At 72.7% G+C, this 17,722-nt stretch carries 19 protein-coding genes; 5 read left to right on the top strand and 14 right to left on the bottom strand.

Annotated elements, in window-relative coordinates:
• Positions 1-49: 49 nt before the first annotated feature.
• Positions 50-766, top strand: a complete 717-nt coding sequence (locus tag TNCT1_RS05550) for an MBL fold metallo-hydrolase (protein WP_143628874.1) — start codon at positions 50-52, stop codon at positions 764-766.
• A gap of 29 nt (positions 767-795) precedes the next feature.
• Here TNCT1_RS05550 and TNCT1_RS05555 read toward each other — a convergent pair whose 3' ends face one another.
• From TNCT1_RS05555 to TNCT1_RS05565, 3 genes are all read right to left on the bottom strand, one after another.
• Positions 796-1,851, bottom strand: a complete 1,056-nt coding sequence (locus tag TNCT1_RS05555; protein ID WP_143628875.1) for an NUDIX hydrolase — start codon at positions 1,849-1,851, stop codon at positions 796-798.
• Between the two features lie 140 nt (positions 1,852-1,991).
• Positions 1,992-2,183: a hypothetical protein gene (locus tag TNCT1_RS05560; RefSeq protein ID WP_143628876.1), complete on the bottom strand. Its 192-nt coding sequence runs from the start codon at positions 2,181-2,183 to the stop codon at positions 1,992-1,994.
• Positions 2,184-2,712: 529 nt separating this feature from the next.
• Positions 2,713-3,669 carry an ROK family protein gene (locus tag TNCT1_RS05565; protein ID WP_143628877.1) on the bottom strand — a complete coding sequence of 319 codons (957 nt, stop codon included), beginning with the start codon at positions 3,667-3,669 and terminating at the stop codon, positions 2,713-2,715.
• A 218-nt stretch (positions 3,670-3,887) separates the two neighbouring features.
• Between TNCT1_RS05565 and TNCT1_RS05570 the strand changes: the two genes are divergently transcribed.
• Positions 3,888-4,937, top strand: a complete 1,050-nt coding sequence (locus TNCT1_RS05570; RefSeq protein WP_143628881.1) for a LacI family DNA-binding transcriptional regulator — start codon at positions 3,888-3,890, stop codon at positions 4,935-4,937.
• Positions 4,938-4,973: 36 nt separating this feature from the next.
• Here TNCT1_RS05570 and TNCT1_RS05575 read toward each other — a convergent pair whose 3' ends face one another.
• The 5 genes from TNCT1_RS05575 to TNCT1_RS05595 form a co-directional block, all read right to left on the bottom strand.
• Positions 4,974-6,272 (bottom strand): aldolase/citrate lyase family protein, encoded by a 1,299-nt coding sequence (locus TNCT1_RS05575; protein ID WP_143628884.1) that lies wholly within the window; start codon positions 6,270-6,272, stop codon positions 4,974-4,976.
• A gap of 180 nt (positions 6,273-6,452) precedes the next feature.
• Positions 6,453-7,415, bottom strand: a complete 963-nt coding sequence (locus tag TNCT1_RS05580) for an electron transfer flavoprotein subunit alpha/FixB family protein (RefSeq protein ID WP_143628887.1) — start codon at positions 7,413-7,415, stop codon at positions 6,453-6,455.
• A gap of 53 nt (positions 7,416-7,468) precedes the next feature.
• Positions 7,469-8,254, bottom strand: coding sequence for an electron transfer flavoprotein subunit beta/FixA family protein (locus tag TNCT1_RS05585; protein ID WP_143628890.1), 786 nt, complete (start codon positions 8,252-8,254; stop codon positions 7,469-7,471).
• A 218-nt stretch (positions 8,255-8,472) separates the two neighbouring features.
• Positions 8,473-8,982 (bottom strand): flavin reductase family protein, encoded by a 510-nt coding sequence (locus TNCT1_RS05590; RefSeq protein ID WP_143628892.1) that lies wholly within the window; start codon positions 8,980-8,982, stop codon positions 8,473-8,475.
• A gap of 208 nt (positions 8,983-9,190) precedes the next feature.
• Positions 9,191-9,589 (bottom strand): thioredoxin family protein, encoded by a 399-nt coding sequence (locus TNCT1_RS05595; protein ID WP_143628894.1) that lies wholly within the window; start codon positions 9,587-9,589, stop codon positions 9,191-9,193.
• Positions 9,590-9,868: 279 nt separating this feature from the next.
• On the opposite strand from TNCT1_RS05595, the gene TNCT1_RS05600 reads away from it, so the two are divergent.
• Positions 9,869-10,597 (top strand): lysophospholipid acyltransferase family protein, encoded by a 729-nt coding sequence (locus tag TNCT1_RS05600; protein WP_143628896.1) that lies wholly within the window; start codon positions 9,869-9,871, stop codon positions 10,595-10,597.
• 67 nt (positions 10,598-10,664) lie between these two features.
• On the opposite strand, the gene TNCT1_RS05605 is transcribed toward TNCT1_RS05600, so the two are convergent.
• The 4 genes from TNCT1_RS05605 to TNCT1_RS05620 all read right to left on the bottom strand — a co-directional run bounded on the left by TNCT1_RS05605 (position 10,665) and on the right by TNCT1_RS05620 (position 14,589).
• On the bottom strand, positions 10,665-11,258 hold the full coding sequence (locus TNCT1_RS05605; protein WP_143628898.1) for a transglutaminase domain-containing protein: 594 nt from the start codon (positions 11,256-11,258) through the stop codon (positions 10,665-10,667).
• A gap of 78 nt (positions 11,259-11,336) precedes the next feature.
• A complete protein-coding gene (locus tag TNCT1_RS05610) occupies positions 11,337-12,407 on the bottom strand; it encodes a low specificity L-threonine aldolase (RefSeq protein WP_143628900.1) in 1,071 nt (356 codons plus the stop codon).
• Entirely contained in the window at positions 12,404-13,153 is a 750-nt protein-coding gene (locus TNCT1_RS05615; RefSeq protein WP_143629410.1) for an SDR family oxidoreductase, read from the bottom strand. Before TNCT1_RS05615 ends, TNCT1_RS05610 begins: the two co-directional genes overlap by 4 nt.
• 38 nt (positions 13,154-13,191) lie before the next feature.
• Positions 13,192-14,589: a DUF6421 family protein gene (locus TNCT1_RS05620; protein WP_143628902.1), complete on the bottom strand. Its 1,398-nt coding sequence runs from the start codon at positions 14,587-14,589 to the stop codon at positions 13,192-13,194.
• Positions 14,590-14,995: 406 nt separating this feature from the next.
• Here TNCT1_RS05620 and TNCT1_RS05625 point away from each other — a divergent pair, with 406 nt between their 5' ends.
• A complete protein-coding gene (locus TNCT1_RS05625; RefSeq protein WP_143628904.1) occupies positions 14,996-15,679 on the top strand; it encodes a glycerophosphodiester phosphodiesterase family protein in 684 nt (227 codons plus the stop codon).
• Positions 15,680-15,706: 27 nt separating this feature from the next.
• Here TNCT1_RS05625 and TNCT1_RS05630 read toward each other — a convergent pair whose 3' ends face one another.
• Positions 15,707-16,246, bottom strand: a complete 540-nt coding sequence (locus TNCT1_RS05630; RefSeq protein WP_143628906.1) for a GNAT family N-acetyltransferase — start codon at positions 16,244-16,246, stop codon at positions 15,707-15,709.
• A 69-nt stretch (positions 16,247-16,315) separates the two neighbouring features.
• Between TNCT1_RS05630 and TNCT1_RS05635 the strand changes: the two genes are divergently transcribed.
• Positions 16,316-16,708 (top strand): VOC family protein, encoded by a 393-nt coding sequence (locus TNCT1_RS05635; RefSeq protein ID WP_143628908.1) that lies wholly within the window; start codon positions 16,316-16,318, stop codon positions 16,706-16,708.
• A gap of 83 nt (positions 16,709-16,791) precedes the next feature.
• Here TNCT1_RS05635 and TNCT1_RS05640 read toward each other — a convergent pair whose 3' ends face one another.
• A complete protein-coding gene (locus TNCT1_RS05640; protein ID WP_143628910.1) occupies positions 16,792-17,622 on the bottom strand; it encodes a bifunctional 2-polyprenyl-6-hydroxyphenol methylase/3-demethylubiquinol 3-O-methyltransferase UbiG in 831 nt (276 codons plus the stop codon).
• Between the last annotated feature and the right edge of the window lie 100 nt (positions 17,623-17,722).

Consider the following 17,722-nt stretch of genomic DNA (forward strand, 5'->3'; position numbering starts at 1 on the left):
TGGCAGAGCGCCCTCGCCGCCGGGCGGGGGCGCCGCCTACGGTCGGCGCATGGACGTCGTCGAACTGCTCCCCCGCCTGCACCTGCTGCGCTTCCCGGTCGGCCAGGCCTACCTCTGGCGCGACGGCGACGAGCTGACGCTGGTCGACGCCGGGGCGGTCGGCGCGGGCCGTGCGATCGCCGAGGCCGTCACGGCGCTGGGCCGCGTCCCGGGGGACGTGCGGCGGATCGTGCTGACGCACTTCCACGAGGACCACGCCGGCGGTGCGGGCGAGTTCGCCGCGCTGAGCGGCGCCGAGGTGTTCGCGCACGAACTGGACGCGCCGTTCGTGCGGGGTGAACGGCCGGGCCCGGCGCCGAGGTTCGAGGACTGGGAGGTGCCGGTCCACGCGGAGGCGTCACGGCACCTGCCGAAGGGCGAACCGCTGCGGCCCCGTCAGGTCACGGCGCTGTCCGACGGCGCGGTGCTCGGCTTCGGCGGCGGCGCGCGGGTGCTCCACGTCCCCGGTCACACGGACGGCAGCATCGCCCTGTTCGTCCCCGACGAGGGCGTGCTGTTCACCGGCGACACGGTGGCCGCCTCGCCGGTCGACGGCTCGGTCATGCCGGGCGTGTTCAACCTGGACCGGCCGCGACTGCTGGCATCCCTGCGCCGGCTGGCCGCGCTCGACGCGGAACTGGCCTGCTTCGGCCACGGCGAACCGGTGGTGGGCGGGGCGTCGGCCGCCCTGAGGAGAGCGGCCGACGGCGAGCGCCCCGCCGGCTGACGGCGAGGGCCGCGAGGACGCCGGCGACGTCAGGCCGCCCGGCCCGCGACCGGTATGCCGGCCTCCAGATACAGCGCGGTCCCCCGCTCCCGGGCCCGCAGCGCCCAGCGCAGCCGCTCGTAGCGCACCGGCGGCAGCATGCCGGCGGCCTCCCGCTCGGTCGCGAACCGCCAGCCGCGCAGCTCCGGGCCCGGCAGCAGCACCCGGGCCGCCTCGGCGGAGTCCAGCCTGCCGCCGTCGAAGAGCAGGCGCAGCCCCCCGTAGCCGGGCGGGGCGGGCCGCTCCCAGTCAACCACCAGCAGCCGGGGCACCTCCCGCAGCTCTATGCCGGTCTCCTCGGCCACCTCGCGCATCCCGGCCCGGGCGGGGGCCTCCCCGCGCTCGACGACTCCGCCGGGGAACTCCCAGCCCGGCTTGTAGGTGGGGTCGACGAGCAGCACCCGGTCCTGCTCGTCGAAGAGCAGCACACCGGCGGCGAGGGTCTCCCCCGTGGGCTCGGGGGTCTGCACGATGTCGACAGGGGGCACGGCGCCGCTGCCCACGGCGTCGGCGATGCGGACGGCGGTCTGGTACGGGGTGAGGTCGCTCGAGTCCACGAGGTGGGCGTCGGCGGTGAGCCAGGAGGCGAGGGCCGCGTGGTAGGGCTCGAGGTGTCCGTACGCCCACTGCCGTTGCCGTGTCGTCCCGCCGGGCAGGCCCGGCGGGAACTCGCGAGCGGCCACACGTTCCCGCAGGATCGTTTCCGCCGGGGCGAGCAGCAGATGCCGTACGGGGATGCGGCGTGCGGCGAGACCGCCGAAGATCTCGTCGCGGTACTCCTGGCGCAGCAGGGTCATGGGAACGACGAGCGTGCCGCCCAGCTCGGCGAGCATCGCGGCCGCCGTGTCGATCACGAGTCGGCGCCAGATCGGCAGGTCCTGGAAGTCACCGACCTCGGCGAGGCGCTTGGGCGGCAGCAGGTGCGGGAGCGCCGCTCCGATGACCTCGGGGTCGAAGAGCGTGCTGTTCGGGATCAGTTCGATCAGTTCCCGTGCGGTCGTGGTCTTCCCCGCACCGAACGCGCCGTTGATCCAGACGACGGTCACGGACTCCCCCTCTTCTGTTGGCCCCCTGTGGCTTGCCCGCTCCACCCTGCCACGGAAACCACGTCCAGTTGAGGGCGCGCACACGCCAGTGCCGGTGCCTCCCGCGAGGGTGACACCGGCACTTCCACCGGGGGCCGGGGCTACTTCCTGCCCCGGGCGTCCTCCGCCACGGCCAGGGTGGCCTGGTTGACGAGGTGGTCCACGTCGCCCAGCGTGTTCGTGAGCTCGAAACCACGGGCGGGCTCCCGGTCCGCGGCGTGGGACGGCGTGACGGCGGCCACCACGAATCCGGTGGCGAGGGAGGCGATGGCGAGCATGCTGCGCTTCTTCATAGCCTGATCAACTGCCGAACGGCCCAGGGGTCACGCGGAACCGCCCGGGGGTCACACAGAAGTGCCCGGACGGCCGATCCGCTGCCCGGCGCCCGCCGGGGACCGCGCGACCCGCATCGCCGAGGCCGGAACGCCGCGCTCGACGGCGGGATCAGAGATCCGCTTCGACGTCGCCGCCAGGGTCGCGGGCCGCCGGCCTAACCGGCGGCTTCCGTCCAGACCAGCGGCTTCCATCCGGACCGCCGGCCGGCGCCCAAACCGGCGACTTCCGCCCAGACCAGCGGCTGCCGCCCGGACCGCCGGCCCCAGTCCGAACCAGCGGCTGCCGGCCGGACCGCCAGCCCCAGTCCGAACCGGCGGCTTCCGTCCGGACCAGCGACTTCCGCCCGGACCGCCGACGAGACCGTCCTCGCCCCGCGGAGCCCGGCCGGAGACTCGGCGGGTGCGAGGCGCGCATCCTCCGCAGGGCCGGGTCGTGCCCGCGCTCCGGTCGACGACCCGCGACCGCCTGTCCCGGGCACCGGCGGTCTCAGACCCCCGCCGCCGCCGTGGGGTCCGGAAGGCGGGACAGCGCGGCCGCGGCGGCGCCGACCAGACCCGCGTCCGTGCCCATCCGGGCCGGGGCGACCGTCAGCCGCCGCACGAAGGAGAGGGTCGCGTAGTCGGTCAGCGCCTTGCGCAGGGGCGTGAGGAGGATGTCGCCGGCCTTGCCGACCCCGCCGCCGATCACGGCGATGTCGATCTCCACCAGGGTCGCGGTGGCCGCGATGCCGGCGGCCAGGGCCTGCGCCGCCCGCTCGAAGGAGGCTACCGCCACCGGATCGCCGGCCCGGGCGGCGGCGGCCACCGCGGCGGCGGAGGTGTCCCCGTCGGGGCCGGGCCGCCAGCCCCGCTCCAGGGCCCGGCGGGCGATGTTGGGGCCGCTGGCGATGCGCTCGACGCAGCCGCGGGCGCCGCACGGGCAGGGATCGCCGTCGAGGTCGACGCTGATGTGCCCGATGTGCCCGGCGTTGCCGGTCGGACCGGGATGCAGTCGCCCGCCCAGCACCAGACCGCCGCCGACGCCCGTGGAGACCACCATGCACAGCGCGTTGTCGTGGCCCCGGGCCGCCCCCTGCCAGTGCTCCGCCGCGGTGATCGCCACCCCGTCGCCGATCAGCTCGACGGGCAGCCCGCCGGTGGCCGCCCGCACCCGCGCGACCAGCGGGAAGTCACGCCAGCCCGGTACGTTCACCGGACTCACGGTGCCCGCCGAGGCGTCCACCGGGCCCGCGCTGCCGATGCCGACCGAGCCGGCCCGTCCCCACAGCGGGGAGCCGGCGAGATCGCCGAGCACCCCCTCGACGGCCCGCATGACCGTTTCTCCGTCCTGCTGGGCCGGAGTCGCGCGCTGGGCGCGCGCCTGGATCCGTCCCTGACCGTCCACCAGCGCGCCGGCGATCTTGGTGCCGCCGATGTCCAGGGCCGCCACGAGGTCGGTGTACATCAGAGTCAGATCTCCCCGTTGATGCTCGAAAACCAGACAGACGCGCGCCGGCCGGGCGGTGGGGGCGCGGGCCGGCAGACAGCGAAGGACAGTCTCTCGCGCATCTGACAACGTTGTCCAGGCTCTATGCTCGACGCCACATCCTCATACAGTCCATCGAACGCCGCAGCCGCCCCACCGGAATCCCCCGGACCCAGGACAGGACAGGACACCGCATCGTGCCCGAGACCACCCGCCGCGCAGACCGCATCCCCGGGAACCGCTACGGCAACCGCCCGACGATGAAGGACGTGGCGGCCCGGGCCGGGGTGGGCCTGAAGACGGTGTCCCGCGTGGTCAACGGGGAGCCCGGCGTCACCCCGGACACCGAGCGCCGGGTGCAGGAGGCGATCGAGGCGCTCGGCTTCCGCCGCAACGACAGCGCGCGCGTGCTGCGCAAGGGCCGCACCGCCAGCATCGGCCTGATCCTGGAGGACCTCGCCGACCCCTTCTACGGACCGCTGAGCCGCGCGGTCGAGGAAGTGGCCCGCGCCCACGGCGCCCTGCTGATCAACGGTTCGAGCGCCGAGGACCCGGAGCGCGAGCAGGAGCTGGCGCTGGCGTTGTGCGCGCGCCGGGTGGACGGCCTCGTGATCATCCCCGCCGGGGACGACCACCGCTATCTGGAACCGGAGCTGCGGGCGGGTGTGGCCACCGTGTTCGTGGACCGGCCGGCCGGCAAGATCGACGCCGATGTGGTCCTCTCCGACAACCACGGCGGCGCCCGGGACGGCGTGGCCCACCTGATCGCGCAGGGCCACCGCCGGATCGGCTTCATCGGCGACATGCCCCGCATCCACACGGCGGCGGAGCGGCTGCGCGGTTACCGGGCCGCCATGGAGGACGCCGGGATACCCGTCGAGGACGCGTGGATGTCCCTCGGCGCCACCGATCCGGAGCGGGTGCGCCGGGCGGCCGAGGAGATGCTCTCCGGACCCTCCCCCGTCACCGCGATATTCACGGGCAACAACCGGGTGACGGTCACCGTGATCCGAATCCTCGCCGGGCAGAGCCGCCCGGTCGCCCTCGTCGGCTTCGACGACATAGAGCTGGCCGACCTGCTCCAGCCGGGCGTGACGGTGGTCGCCCAGGACGCGGCCGCGCTCGGCCGGACCGCCGCCGAGCGCCTCTTCCGCCAGCTCGACGGCTCCCTCGTCGCGCCGGACCGCATCGAGCTGCCGACCCGGCTGATCACCCGCGGCTCCGGCGAGCTGCCGCCGGCCCGCTGAGCCGGGCCGGCGCGGCGCCGGGGGCGCGGGACCCCGCTACGAGGCGGAAGCCGTGAGGCCGCCGCGGCGGGGCGTGGCGAAGCCCTCCAGAGCGGCCCGGGTCAGTCCGCTGAGCCGGGACACCTCCGCGACGTCGAGGGCGCCGCAGTCCAGGCCGCGCAGCAGGTAGCCGCTGAGCGCCTTGGCGGTGGCGGGCTCGTCCATGACGTCGCCGCCGGCCCGGTCGGCGTAGCGGGCGAGGCGGGCCGCCGCCTGCTCGAAGCCCTCCCGGTAGAAGGCGAAGACGGCGGCGTAACGGGTCGGGATGTGGCCCGGGTGCATGTCCCAGCCCTGGTAGTAGGCGCGGGCCAGGGCGCGCCGGGTGAGACCGTAGTGCAGGCGCCAGGCGTCGTGGACCTTCTCGGTCGGGCCGACCGGGAGCACGTTGGTGGAGCCGTCCGAGACGCGCACCCCGGTGCCCGCGGCCGCGACCTGCATCACCGCCTTGGCGTGATCGGCGGCGGGGTGGTCGCTCGCCTGGTGGGCGGCGGAGACGCCGAGGCAGGCGCTGTAGTCGAAGGTGCCGTAGTGCAGTCCGGTGGCCCGGCCCCCGGCGGCCTGGATCATCCGGGCCACGGTGGCGGTGCCGTCGGCGGCGAGGATGGACTGGCTGGTCTCGATCTGGATCTCGAAATCGAGGCGGCCGGCCGCCAGTCCGTGGGCCTTCTCGAAGGCCTCCAGCAGACGCGCGAACGCGCCGACCTGCTCGGCGTACGTCACCTTGGGCAGGGTCAGCACGAGCCCGTCGGGGAGCCCGCCGTGCTCCATGAGACCGGTGAGGAAGACGTCGAGGGTGCGGATGCCCCGGTCGCGTACCGCGGCCTCCATGCACTTCATGCGGATGCCCATGTACGGGGCGGCCGTTCTGTCGCGGTAGGCCTGCGCGATCAGGCGGGCCGCGCGCGCTGCGGCCTCGTCCTCCTCGTCGTCCGGGCGGGGGCCGTAGCCGTCCTCGAAGTCGACGCGCAGGTCCTCCACCGGCTCGCGCTCCAGCTTGGCGCGGACGCGGGAGTACACCGGCTCGGCGAGTTCGTCGGACAGGCCCAGTACGGCGGCGAAGGAGGCGGCGTCGGGGGCGTGTTCGTCGAGCGCCGCGAGAGCCCGGTCGCCCCAGGAGCGGACGGTGCCGGCCTCGAAGACGTCACCGGGTACGTACACCGTGTGGACGGGCTGCCGGGTGCCGGGGTCACCCGGGTAGCGGCGCGCCAGTTCCGCGTCGACCGCCGCGAGGGAGGCGCTGACCTCATCGCTGACGGCGCCCGCGAGGCTCGTGGCCACCTTCTCCTGCTGACCCATCCCACACCCTCCAGTTTTCCGCTCTACGGAATCAACAATCCGTAGAACGAAGTTATCCGGGGTGCTTCCCACCGGTCAACACCCCCGGGAGGCCGGCCGGCGCCGGTCCGGGCGCTTCCAGCATGCATCGAGGCCCCCGTGACCGCGCCGGTCACAGGGGCCTCGAGGAGCGAGGGGAACTCAGCCCTTGCGGGTCTTGATCTCCTCGGTGAGCTGCGGGACGACGTCGAAGAGGTCGCCGACCACGCCGTAGTCGACCAGGTCGAAGATCGGGGCCTCGGCGTCCTTGTTGACGGCCACGATCGTCTTCGAGGTCTGCATGCCGGCGCGGTGCTGGATCGCGCCGGAGATGCCGTTGGCGATGTAGAGCTGCGGGGAGACCGACTTACCGGTCTGGCCGACCTGGTTGGTGTGCGGGTACCAGCCGGCGTCCACCGCGGCGCGCGAGGCGCCGACGGCCGCGCCGAGGGAGTCGGCGAGCGCCTCGATGATCGAGAAGTTGTCGGCGCCGTTGACGCCGCGGCCGCCGGAGACCACGATCGCGGCCTCGGTCAGCTCCGGGCGGCCCGTCGACTCGCGCGGCGTACGGCCGGTGACCTTGGTGCCGGTGGCCTTGTCCGAGAAGGACACGGACAGGGCCTCGACCGCGCCCGCGGCCGGGGCGGCCTCCACGGCGGCCGAGTTCGGCTTGACCGTGATGACCGGGGTGCCCTTGGAGACACGGGACTTGGTGGTGAAGGACGCGGCGAACACCGACTGGGTGGCCACCGGGCCCTCGTCGCCGGCCTCGAGGTCGACGGCGTCGGTGATGATGCCGGAGCCGATGCGCAGCGCCAGACGGGCGGCGATCTCCTTGCCCTCGGCGGAGGACGGGACCAGCACGGCGGCCGGGGAGACGGCCTCGACCGCGGCCTGCAGGGCGTCCACCTTCGGGACGACCAGGTAGTCGGCGTACTCGGACGCGTCGTGGGTGAGAACCTTCACCGCGCCGTGCTCGGCGAGGGCGGCGGCGGTGTCGGCGGCGCCGTTGCCCAGCGCGACGGCGACGGGCTCGCCGATGCGGCGGGCCAGGGTCAGCAGCTCCAGGGTGGGCTTGCGGACGGCACCGTCCACGTGGTCGACGTAGACGAGGACTTCAGCCATGGGATTGCACTCCTGCTTAACGAAGTTGAGGGGCGGTCAGCGGGGGCGAGCCCTTAGATGAACTTCTGGCTCGCGAGGTACTCGGCGAGCTGCTTGCCGCCCTCGCCCTCGTCCTTGACGATGGTGCCAGCCGTGCGGGCCGGACGCTCGTTCGCGGCCTCGACCTTGGTCCAGGCGCCCTCCAGGCCGACCTCCTCGGCCTCGATGTCCAGGTCGGACAGGTCCCAGGACTCCACCGGCTTCTTCTTGGCCGCCATGATGCCCTTGAAGGACGGGTAGCGCGCCTCGCCCGACTGGTCGGTGACGGACACGACGGCCGGCAGGGAGGCCTCGAGCTGCTCGCTGGCGGCGTCGCCGTCGCGGCGGCCCTTGACCGTGCCGTCCTCGACCGAGACCTCGGAGAGCAGGGTGACCTGCGGGACGCCGAGACGCTCGGCGACCAGCGCCGGGACGACGCCCATGGTGCCGTCGGTGGAGGCCATGCCGGAGATCACCAGGTCGTAACCGGCCTTCTCGATGGCCTTGGCCAGCACCAGCGAGGTGCCGATGGCGTCGGTGCCGTGCAGGTCGTCGTCCTCGACGTGTACGGCCTTGTCGGCGCCCATCGACAGGGCCTTGCGGAGCGCGTCCTTGGCGTCCTCGGGACCGATGGTCAGCACGGTGACCTCGGCGTCGTCCGCGTCCTCCGCGATCTGCAGCGCCTGCTCGACCGCGTACTCGTCCAGCTCGGAGAGCAGACCGTCCACGTCGTCGCGGTCGACGGTCAGGTCATCGGCGAAGTGCCGGTCGCCAGTGGCGTCGGGCACGTACTTAACAGTGACAACGATCCTCAAGCTCACGCCGGCTCTCCTACTGCATCGTCATTTCCGGGCTGCCTCTCGGAGGCAGCATAGGCGCCTCGAGCGGCCGATCCCGGCCAGGGCGTCCGCGCGCTCCGACCGAAATATTACTCGTCAGTACACCCAGTTCCTGCCCGCTAAGCAAGCGCTTTGAACTGTGACCTTCGCAACGCAGCGTAACCGGAATCCGACGGCCGTGCAGCCCGGCCCGGAGGGGCTCAGTCCCGCAGTCCGCTGAACCGTCCCTGGTGGTACAGCAGGGGCCGGCCGGCGCCCGTGGAGTCGCCGAGGACCACCTCGGCCAGCACGATCCGGTGGTCGCCGGCCGGGACCCGGCCCACCACGCGGCAGACCAGCCAGGCGAGCACGCCGTCCAGCACGGGTACGCCCCGGGGACCCTCGCGCCAGGCCGTGGGCGCGCCGAACCGGTCGGCCCCGCTGCGGGCGAAGGTGGCCGCCAGATCGCTCTGGTGCTCGCCGAGTATGTGGACGCCGACGTGCTCGGCCGCCGCCACGGCGGGCCAGCTCGACGCGCCGGTGCCGATACCGAAGGAGACGAGCGGCGGCTCGGCGGAGACGGAGGTGAGGGAGGTGGCGGTGAAGCCGGCCGGTCCGGCCGGACCGCGGGCGGTGATCACCGCCACACCGGCGGCGTGCCGGCGGAAGGTGGAGCGCAGCAGGTCGGGGGAGGCGAGCCGGTGGGCGTCGAGTTCGGGCGTGGCCGTCACGGAGTTGTCCCTCTGCGAGGGGCGTCGAGCGGGGCCGGGGCGGGTCAACAGGCCGGACAGCGCGCGCTCGCGGTGCGGGCCAGGTCGACGTGGACCCGCGCGAAGAGAAGGAGTTCGGTCGGCACGGATTCAGGCTGACGACAGATGGCACACACAGTCAAGTTCGTTCCGCGCTGCGGAAAGGGGCCCTCCGGGCCTGGGGGGAGCTTCACAGCGCCTTCCCGAGCGCCGCGATCACATCGGCCCTGCGAGGCTGTCCCGCGGCCTGCCGCACCACTCTTCCGCCGGCGTCGAGGACCAGGACGGTCGGCGTCCGCACGATGCCCAGTTCACGTACGAGGTCCAGGCGGGCCTCCGCGTCGATCTCGACGTGGGCGACGCCCGGCACCATGCCCGCGACCTCGCCGAGCACGCGCCGGGTGGCCCGGCAGGGGGCGCAGAAGGCGGTGGAGAACTGGACCAGCGTGGCCCGCGAGCCCAGTTCACCGCCCAGCTCCGCCGCACCGAGCCGCCTGTCCTCGTCCCGCCCGCGCACCCGTACGCTCCCGCTCCGCCGCCCGCGCGGCACTCCGTGGGCGCCCGCGGCGACGAGCGCCGCCGCGCGCACCTTCTCTCAGGCCAGTGTCAGCACAAGCGTCCACGGGACCGCGGAGATTCCCGTCCGCCGCGACGTCCGCCGTCACGGAGCCCGGCACCGGCCGCCGCGTGACGGCGGGGCCACGGCTCGGCCGAAGTGACGAGGATCTCGCCGCCACCGGGCACCAGGGCTGGCTACCCGTCCGTTCTTCGGGCACGATCTGCGAGACGCCGTAAAACCTACGGCTGCGTAACTTTCCCGCCGGGATCCTCCCTTTCCCGAGCAGAGCAGAAAGGGTCCGCCCCGCCCATGGCAGAGCTGGTCTACCGTCCCGTCATCGGTCTCGCCAAGACGTTGTTCAAGGCCTGGGACCTGAAGATCGACTGCAAGGGGTCGGAGAACATCCCGCGCTCGGGCGGTGCGGTGCTGGTGAGCAATCACATCAGCTACCTGGACTTCATCTTCAACGGCCTGGCCGCCCTGCCGCAGAACCGCCTGGTGCGCTTCATGGCGAAGGAGTCGGTGTTCCGGCACAAGGTGTCCGGCCCGCTGATGCGCGGGATGAAGCACATCCCGGTGGACCGCGACCAGGGTGAGGCGGCCTACGCGCACGCCCTGGACTCGCTGCGCTCGGGCGAGATCATCGGGGTGTTCCCGGAGGCCACGATCTCGCAGTCGTTCACGCTGAAGAGCTTCAAGTCGGGCGCCGCGCGGCTGGCGCAGGAGGCGGGCGTGCCGCTCGTCCCGATGGCCGTGTGGGGCACCCAGCGGCTGTGGACCAAGGGGCACCCGCGCAACTTCCGGCGCAGCCACACCCCGGTCACCATCCGGGTCGGCGAGCCGGTCGAGGCCCCGCGCGACCAGTACGCGGGCGCCATCACCCGCCGTCTGCGCGAGCGCGTCCAGGAGCTGCTGGACGCCGCCCAGCGCGCCTACCCCGCCCGCCCCAGGAACGCCGAGGACTCCTGGTGGCTGCCGGCCCACCTCGGCGGCTCGGCCCCGACGATGGAGCAGCTCCGGGCGGCCGAGGCTCACTGACCCGCGGCACGCCGGGCTCCCGCGCACGAAGCGGGAGTCCGCCGCCGGCCACGGCGTTCCAGAACGTCTAGAACGCGTCCGGCAACGTCCGCCACAGGTGCGGCCGGTCCGGGGCGGCCTTCATCGCGCCGACGACGGCGGGGTGCGGCGCGGCGTACAGGACCGGGTGGTCCGCCTCGCCGGAGGCGGGGTCCGGCACCCAGGCCAGCCGCTCGCCGTCCAGGGAGAACCTGGCGTCCACACCGGGCTTGTTGCCGCGCGGGTCCTGCCGGTGCCACGCACCGCGGAAACGCACGGCCACCAGCCCGTGCAGGACGTACCCGCTGCCGTCGTCGTGCGTCAGCCGCTGGTAGCACAGCGCCGTCGGGATGTCCTCGGCACGCAGCAGCGCCGCCAGGGCGTGCGCCTTGGCGTGGCAGATGCCCGTGCGCAGCGCCAGCACGTCGGAGGCCCGCCAGGTGACGCGCGGATCGCCGGCGTCGGCGGAGTGCGGGACGCGGTCACGGACGAACTCATAGGCGGCCCGCGCATAGCCATACGAGTCCGCGACATCCTCGGCGAGCCGGGCGGCCGTCGCCCGCACGACCGGATGGTGATGGTCGATGACCTCGTCAGCGTCCAGATAGGCGGACAGGTCGGCGGTGTCCTGGATCAGCTCCATGACCGCCGAGCATAAGTATGCGACCACCTGACAGTCAATGACTTTCCAGGTGATCGCATACCTATGCAAAGTCCGGGGTTACCGTGCCATCTCCTCCTTGAGCGCCGCCACGAAGAGGTCGACGTCCTCCTCCGTGGTGTCGAAGGAGCACATCCAGCGCACGTCGCCGGCGGCCTCGTCCCAGAAGTAGAACCGGAACCGCTTCTGCAGGCGCACGCTCACCTCGTGCGGAAGCCGGGCGAAGACGCCGTTGGCCTGCACCGGATAGAGGATCTCCACCCCGTGGACCGCGCGGACGCCCTCGGCGAGCCGCTGGGCCATCTCGTTGGCGTGGCGGGCGTTGCGCAGCCACAGGTCCTTGGCGAGCAGCGCCTCGAGCTGCACCGACACGAAGCGCATCTTGGAGGCGAGCTGCATGCTCATCTTCCGTATGTGCTTCATGTGCGAGACCGCGTCCTGGTTGATGACCACGACCGCCTCGCCGAACAGGGCGCCGTTCTTCGTGCCGCCGAGCGAGAGGATGTCCACGCCGGCCGCGTTGGTGAAGGTCCGCATCGGCACGTCGAGGGACGCCGCCGCGTTGGCTATCCGCGAGCCGTCCAGGTGCACCTTCATGCCGTGCGCGTGGGCGTGCTCGCAGATCGCGCGGATCTCGGCGGGCGTGTAGAGCGTGCCCAGCTCCGTGCTCTGGGTGATCGACACGACCTGCGGCATGGCCCGGTGCTCGTCGTCCCAGCCGAAGGCCTGCCGGTCGATCAGCTCGGGGGTCAGCTTGCCGTCGGGCGTGGGCACGGTGAGCAGCTTCAGGCCGCCCATCCGCTCGGGGGCGCCGCCCTCGTCGACGTTGATGTGCGCGCTCTCGGCGCAGATCACCGCGCCCCAGCGGTCGGTGACCGCCTGGAGCGCGACGACGTTAGCGCCGGTGCCGTTGAAGACCGGGAAGGCCTCCGCCGTGGGGCCGAAGTGGCCGCGGACGATCCGCTGGAGGTTCCCGGTGTAGTCGTCCTCGCCGTAGGCCACCTGGTGGCCGCCGTTGGCCAGGGCGATGGCGGCCAGCACCTCCGGGTGGACACCGGCGTAGTTGTCACTGGCGAAACCGCGGACCCCGGGGTCGTGATGACGACGCGCGTCGGTCCTGGGAGGGTTCACGGCTTCTCGGTCAGCCACAGACGGTTTCCGTTCACTTCGGCGGCGGTCTTGCTCCAGACGCCCTCGATGGCCTCGGCCAGGTCCTTGACGTCCGTGAAGCCCGCGAACTTCGCGTTGGGGCGTTCGGCGCGCATCGCGTCGTGCACCAGTGCCTTCACCACCAGGATGGCAGCCGCCGAGCGCGGCCCGGCCTCGCCCCCCGCCTTGCGGAAGCCGTCGGCCATGGCGAGCGTCCAGGCCTCCGCCGCGGCCTTGGCGGCGGAGTACGCGGCGTTGCCGGCGGTGGGCTTCGACGCGCCGGCGGCACTGATCAGCAGGTAGCGGCCGCGGTCGCTGCGCTGCAGGACGTCGTAGAAGGCCAGGGAGGTGTGCTGGACGGTGCGGACCAGCAGCTTCTCCAGCAGGTCCCAGTCGGCGAGGTCGGTCTCGGCGAAGGTGGCGCTGCCGCGCCAGCCGCCGACGAGGTGGACCAGACCGTCGACACGGCCGAACTCCTTCTCGGTGCGGTCCGCCCAGGAGCGGGTTGAGTTCAGGTCGAGCAGGTCGACCGTCTCGCCCGTGACCGTGGCGCCGCCGCCCGCGTAGCGGGCCGCGTCCACGGCCTCCGCGAGGCGCTCGGGATTGTTGTCGGCGCCGACGACGATCGCGCCCGCCTCGGCGAGCCGGACCATCGCGGCGTGCCCGGCGGGGCCGCCCGCGCCGGCCACCGCGATCACCGCACCACTGAGAGACCCGTTCCCCACCATGTTCTTCCCCTCTTGAGCAGTGTCGTTCAGGCGGTCGCTCACGCGGCGATCCGCTCGGCGCCGTCCGCGGTGATGCCCCGGGTGGATGCGATCACGTTCTTCAGCTTCTTGGACAGGGCCTCATAGAACATGCTCAGCGGAAACTCGTCGGGAAGCACGTCGTCCACGAGCTTGCGCGGCGGCAGGGTCAGGTCCAGGGCGTCGGGGCCCTTGGCCCACTTGGAGCCGGGGTGCGGGGCCAGGTAGGTGGCGACCAGCTCGTAGCCGGCGAACCAGTGCACCAGCTTGGGGCGGTCGATGCCGTCCTTGTACAGCTTCTCGATCTCGGCGCAGAGCTGGTTGGTCACCTGCGGGGCGCGCTCCCAGTCGATGGAGAGCTTGTTGTCGGTCCAGCGGACGACGTCGTGCTTGTGCAGATAGGCGAAGAGGAGCTGGCCGCCCAGGCCGTCGTAGTTCCGGTTGCGGTCGCCGGTGACCGGGAAGCGGAACATCCGGTCGAAGAGCACCGCGTACTGCACGTCACGGGCCTGCGGGACGCCGTCCGCCTCGAGCTTCACGGCCTCCTTGAAGGCGGTGAGGTCGCAGCGCAGCTCCTCCAGGCCGTACATCCAGAACGGCTGGCGCTGCTTGATCATGAACGGGTCGAACGGCAGGTCGCCGTGGCTGTGGGTGCGGTCGTGGACCATGTCCCAGAGCACGAAGGCCTCTTCGCAGCGCTTCTGGTCGTGCACCATCGCGGCGATGTCCTCGGGCAGCACCAGGCCCAGTATGTCCACGGCGGCGTCGGTGACCCGGCGGAAGCGGGCCGCCTCGCGGTCGCAGAAGATGCCGCCCCAGGAGAATCGTTCCGGCGCCTCGCGCACGGCGATGGTCTCCGGGAAGAGGACGGCGGAGTTGGTGTCGTAGCCGGCCGTGAAGTCCTCGAACTTGATGCCGCAGAAGAGCGGGTTGTCGTACCGGGTGCGCTCCAGCTCGGCCAGCCACTCGGGCCAGACCATACGCAGCACGACCGCCTCGAGGTTGCGGTCGGGGTTGCCGTTCTGGGTGTACATCGGGAAGACGACCAGGTGCTGCAGGCCGTCGGCCCGGCCGGCCGCGGGCTGGAACGCCAGCAGGGAGTCCAGGAAGTCCGGTACCGGGAAGCCCTCCTGCGCCCAGCGGCGCAGGTCGGCCGTGAGCGCCTCGTGGTAGGAGGCGTCGTGCGGGAGCAGCGGGGAGAGCCGCTCGACCGACTCGACGACACGGCGCACGGCGGCCTCGGCGTCGGCACGCTCCGGGGCGCCCTCGGCCTCGAAGTCGATCGATCCGTCCTTGGACTGCCATGGCCGGATCTGCTCCACGGCATCCTTGAGCACGGGCCAGGCCGGGTGCTCAACCACCCTGGTCAGCGAAGGAACCTGCTCCTCCGTAGCCGCCTGCACAAGAATTTCCGTCATATCCCATCCTCCACGGGAGAACCTCGCGTATGGACACCGTATGCATACCCCGTTTCTCCCAGCAAGAGCCACCTCGGGAAATTGTTCTGCGCGACCTCATGGTCACCGCTGTTTTTCCTGCCCCAAACCGTGACGGCGGTCACTTTCACCGACAACCGTCACGCCGCGGCGAGCCCGCGACACCGCTCGGTTCCGGACGGTCAACTCCCGGGGGACGCGCCCACGCCAGGGTGACGACAGGGACGGATACGAGCCAGTCGCCGCACGCCGCGCGCTCCGATCCCCCGCGCAGGTGCGGGTTCATCGCGGGACCCGGCCGTTAGGCTGCGACTCTGCCGTGTGGACAGCGAGGCCCCTTCGGGTCCACGGGCGCGCCGAGCCGCCGTCGACGGAAGCGAGTTGAACCTTGAACTTCCTTACCATCGGTCACCGCGGGGTCATGGGCGTGGAGCCCGAGAACACCCTCCGTTCCTTCGTCGCCGCGCAGCAGGCCGGCCTCGACCTGATCGAACTCGATCTGCACCTGAGCAAGGACGGCGCGCTGGTCGTCATGCACGACACGGAGGTGGACCGCACGACCGACGGCACGGGGCCCATCGCCGAGAAGACCCTCGCGGAGCTGCGCGCCCTGGACGCGGGCCGCGGGGAGCGCGTGCCGGTCTTCGAGGAGGTCCTGGACGCGGTGCGGTCGCCGCTGCAGGCGGAGATCAAGGACGTGGCGGCGGCCCGGGCGCTGGCGGAGGTGATGCGCCGGCGGGACCTGGTCTCGCGGGTGGAGGTGTCCTCGTTCCACGACGAGGCCGTCGCCGAGATCGCCCGGCTGGTGCCGGGCGTGCGGACCGCGCTCATCGCGAGCCGCTACGGCACCGACGTGGTGGAGCGCGCCACGGCGGTGGGGGCCGCGACCGTGTGCCTCAACATCCGGCGGCTGACCCTGGAGATCGTCGAGCAGGCGCGGGCGGCCGATCTGAGGATCATCGGCTGGGTGGTCAACACCCAGGACCACCTGCGACTCGTCCGGGCGCTCGGGCTGGACGGGGCGACCACGGACTATCCCGAGATCAAGCGCACCGGCCGCTTCACCGCGTGAACCGGCGCGCCCTCCCCCGCGCGGTTCTCACACCAGCGGCTTGACGAGCAGCTCGAACTGCAGGTCGTCGCGCTGCGGGATGCCGAAACGCTCGTCGCCGTACGGGAACGGGGTCATGCGTCCCGTACGGCGGTAGCCGCGGCGCTCGTACCAGGCGATGAGGTCCTCGCGGACCGAGATCACCGTCATGTGCATCTCGGTGACGCCCCAGGTGGCCCGCGCCCGGCGCTCCGCCTCGGCGATGACGGCCTTGCCGAGGCCCGCACCCTGGAGGGCGGGGCTGACCGCGAACATGCCGAAGTAGGCGGCGTCGCCGCGGTGCTCCAGCTGGCAGCAGGCGACGATCCGGCCGTCCTGTTCCACGGTCAGCAGCCGGCTGCCGGGGTCCTTGACGACCTCCAGCACGCCCTCGGGGTCGGTCCGCTGCCCCTGGAGGATGTCCGCCTCGGTGGTCCACCCGGCCCGGCTGGCGTCGCCCCGGTACGCCGACTCGATCAGCGCGACCAGCGCGTCGACGTCGGCGTCACCGGCGTCGCGGAACGTCAGTTCGGTGGCGGCGGTCTCCATGGGACGGTCTCCGATCTCGGGCGCTGCTGAAACAGGACGAGGGTAACCCTGCCACTAAGCTCCGGACGCATGGTGCATGTACTCAGCAGCCGGACACTCCTGCGCCCCTCCGACCCCGAGCGCTCCCGCGCCTTCTACGGGGAGCGGCTGGGCCTGGCCGTCTACCGCGAGTTCGGCACGGGCCCCGAACGCGGGACCGTGTACTTCCTCGGCGGCGGCTTCCTGGAGGTCTCCGGACGCTCCGAGACCCCGGCGCCGCCGGACGTGCGGCTGTGGCTGCAGGTCGCGGACCTGGCCGCGGCGCACGAGGAGCTGCTGGCCAAGGGCGTCGAGATCGTACGGCCCCCGGTGAAGGAGCCGTGGGGCCTGGTCGAGATGTGGATCGCCGACCCGGACGGCACGCCGATCGTGCTGGTGGAGATCCCCGCAGACCATCCACTGCGCCACCGGCCGGGCGTCTAGGCCCGGCCGCGGAAGAGACCTCCACCGGACACCGGACGCCGCGGGGCCTCCCTTCGGCGACCGGGCCTCCTGGACGCCGGCCCCTAGCCCTTCCGGCCCGCCGTGAGCAGGTGACCGCTGACCCCCAGCAGCGAGGGCACGGACTCGGTCCGCCGGAGCGCCTCCAGGACCAGCTCCCGGTCCCCGGGGTCGTCGAGCCGTTCGGAGATGCCGCCCATCAGCCAGGCGGCGCCCTCCACGCCGTACTGCCCCTGTGCGGTGAGGCCCGCGGCGGCGAACTCACCGGGCACGTCCGCGGGCTCGTGGAAGTAGGCCGTGGTGAAAAGGGACCTCTCCCCGTCCACGGGCCGCATTCGGCCGTCCCGGGCCGAGGCCTCGATCTGCGGCCGCAGGCCCGGGTCGAAGTACAGGCCGGTGGCGAGGTTGTCGTGCACTCCCGCGAACCGGTTGATGGTGGCGGCCACGATCAGTCCGCCGGGGCGCAGCACACGGTGGGCCTCGGTGAGGGCCCGGACCCGGTCCGCGCGTTCGGGCAGGTGGTAGAGGGGCCCGAGCAGCAGGACCACGTCCGCGGACGCGTCGGGCGCGTCCAGGGCACGAGCATCGCCGAGGCGGGCGGTCACCCCGGGCAGCCGGGCCGCCCGTGCTACGTGCAGGGCGACCGGATCGACCAGTTCGACCGCGTGACCGTCGGCGGCGAGCCACTGCGCGTGCACGCCGCTGCCGCCCCCGACGTCGAGGACACGCGCCGGAGCGGGCGGCAGCAGCCGGCGCAGCACGTCCTGGGTGCGCCAAAGCTCCAGGCGCCCGGCGCCCGAGCGCAGCCGCCCGTCCTCACCGTCCCGGCCGTAGTACTCCGCGATCTCCTCTGCGAGCGCCGGAGGCCCCGCCGCTGTCGTCTCGTCGGCGTCCATGCCCGCACCCTGGCCGACGGCCGCCGGGGGCGGCAAGCGAATTGCGCGGCGGCGGACCTGCCCCGGCACGCGCCCGGGCCGGCGACGGAGGCTGAGACCT

The organism is Streptomyces sp. 1-11, from assembly GCF_007176755.1.
Classification (GTDB): Bacteria; Actinomycetota; Actinomycetes; order Streptomycetales; family Streptomycetaceae; genus Streptomyces.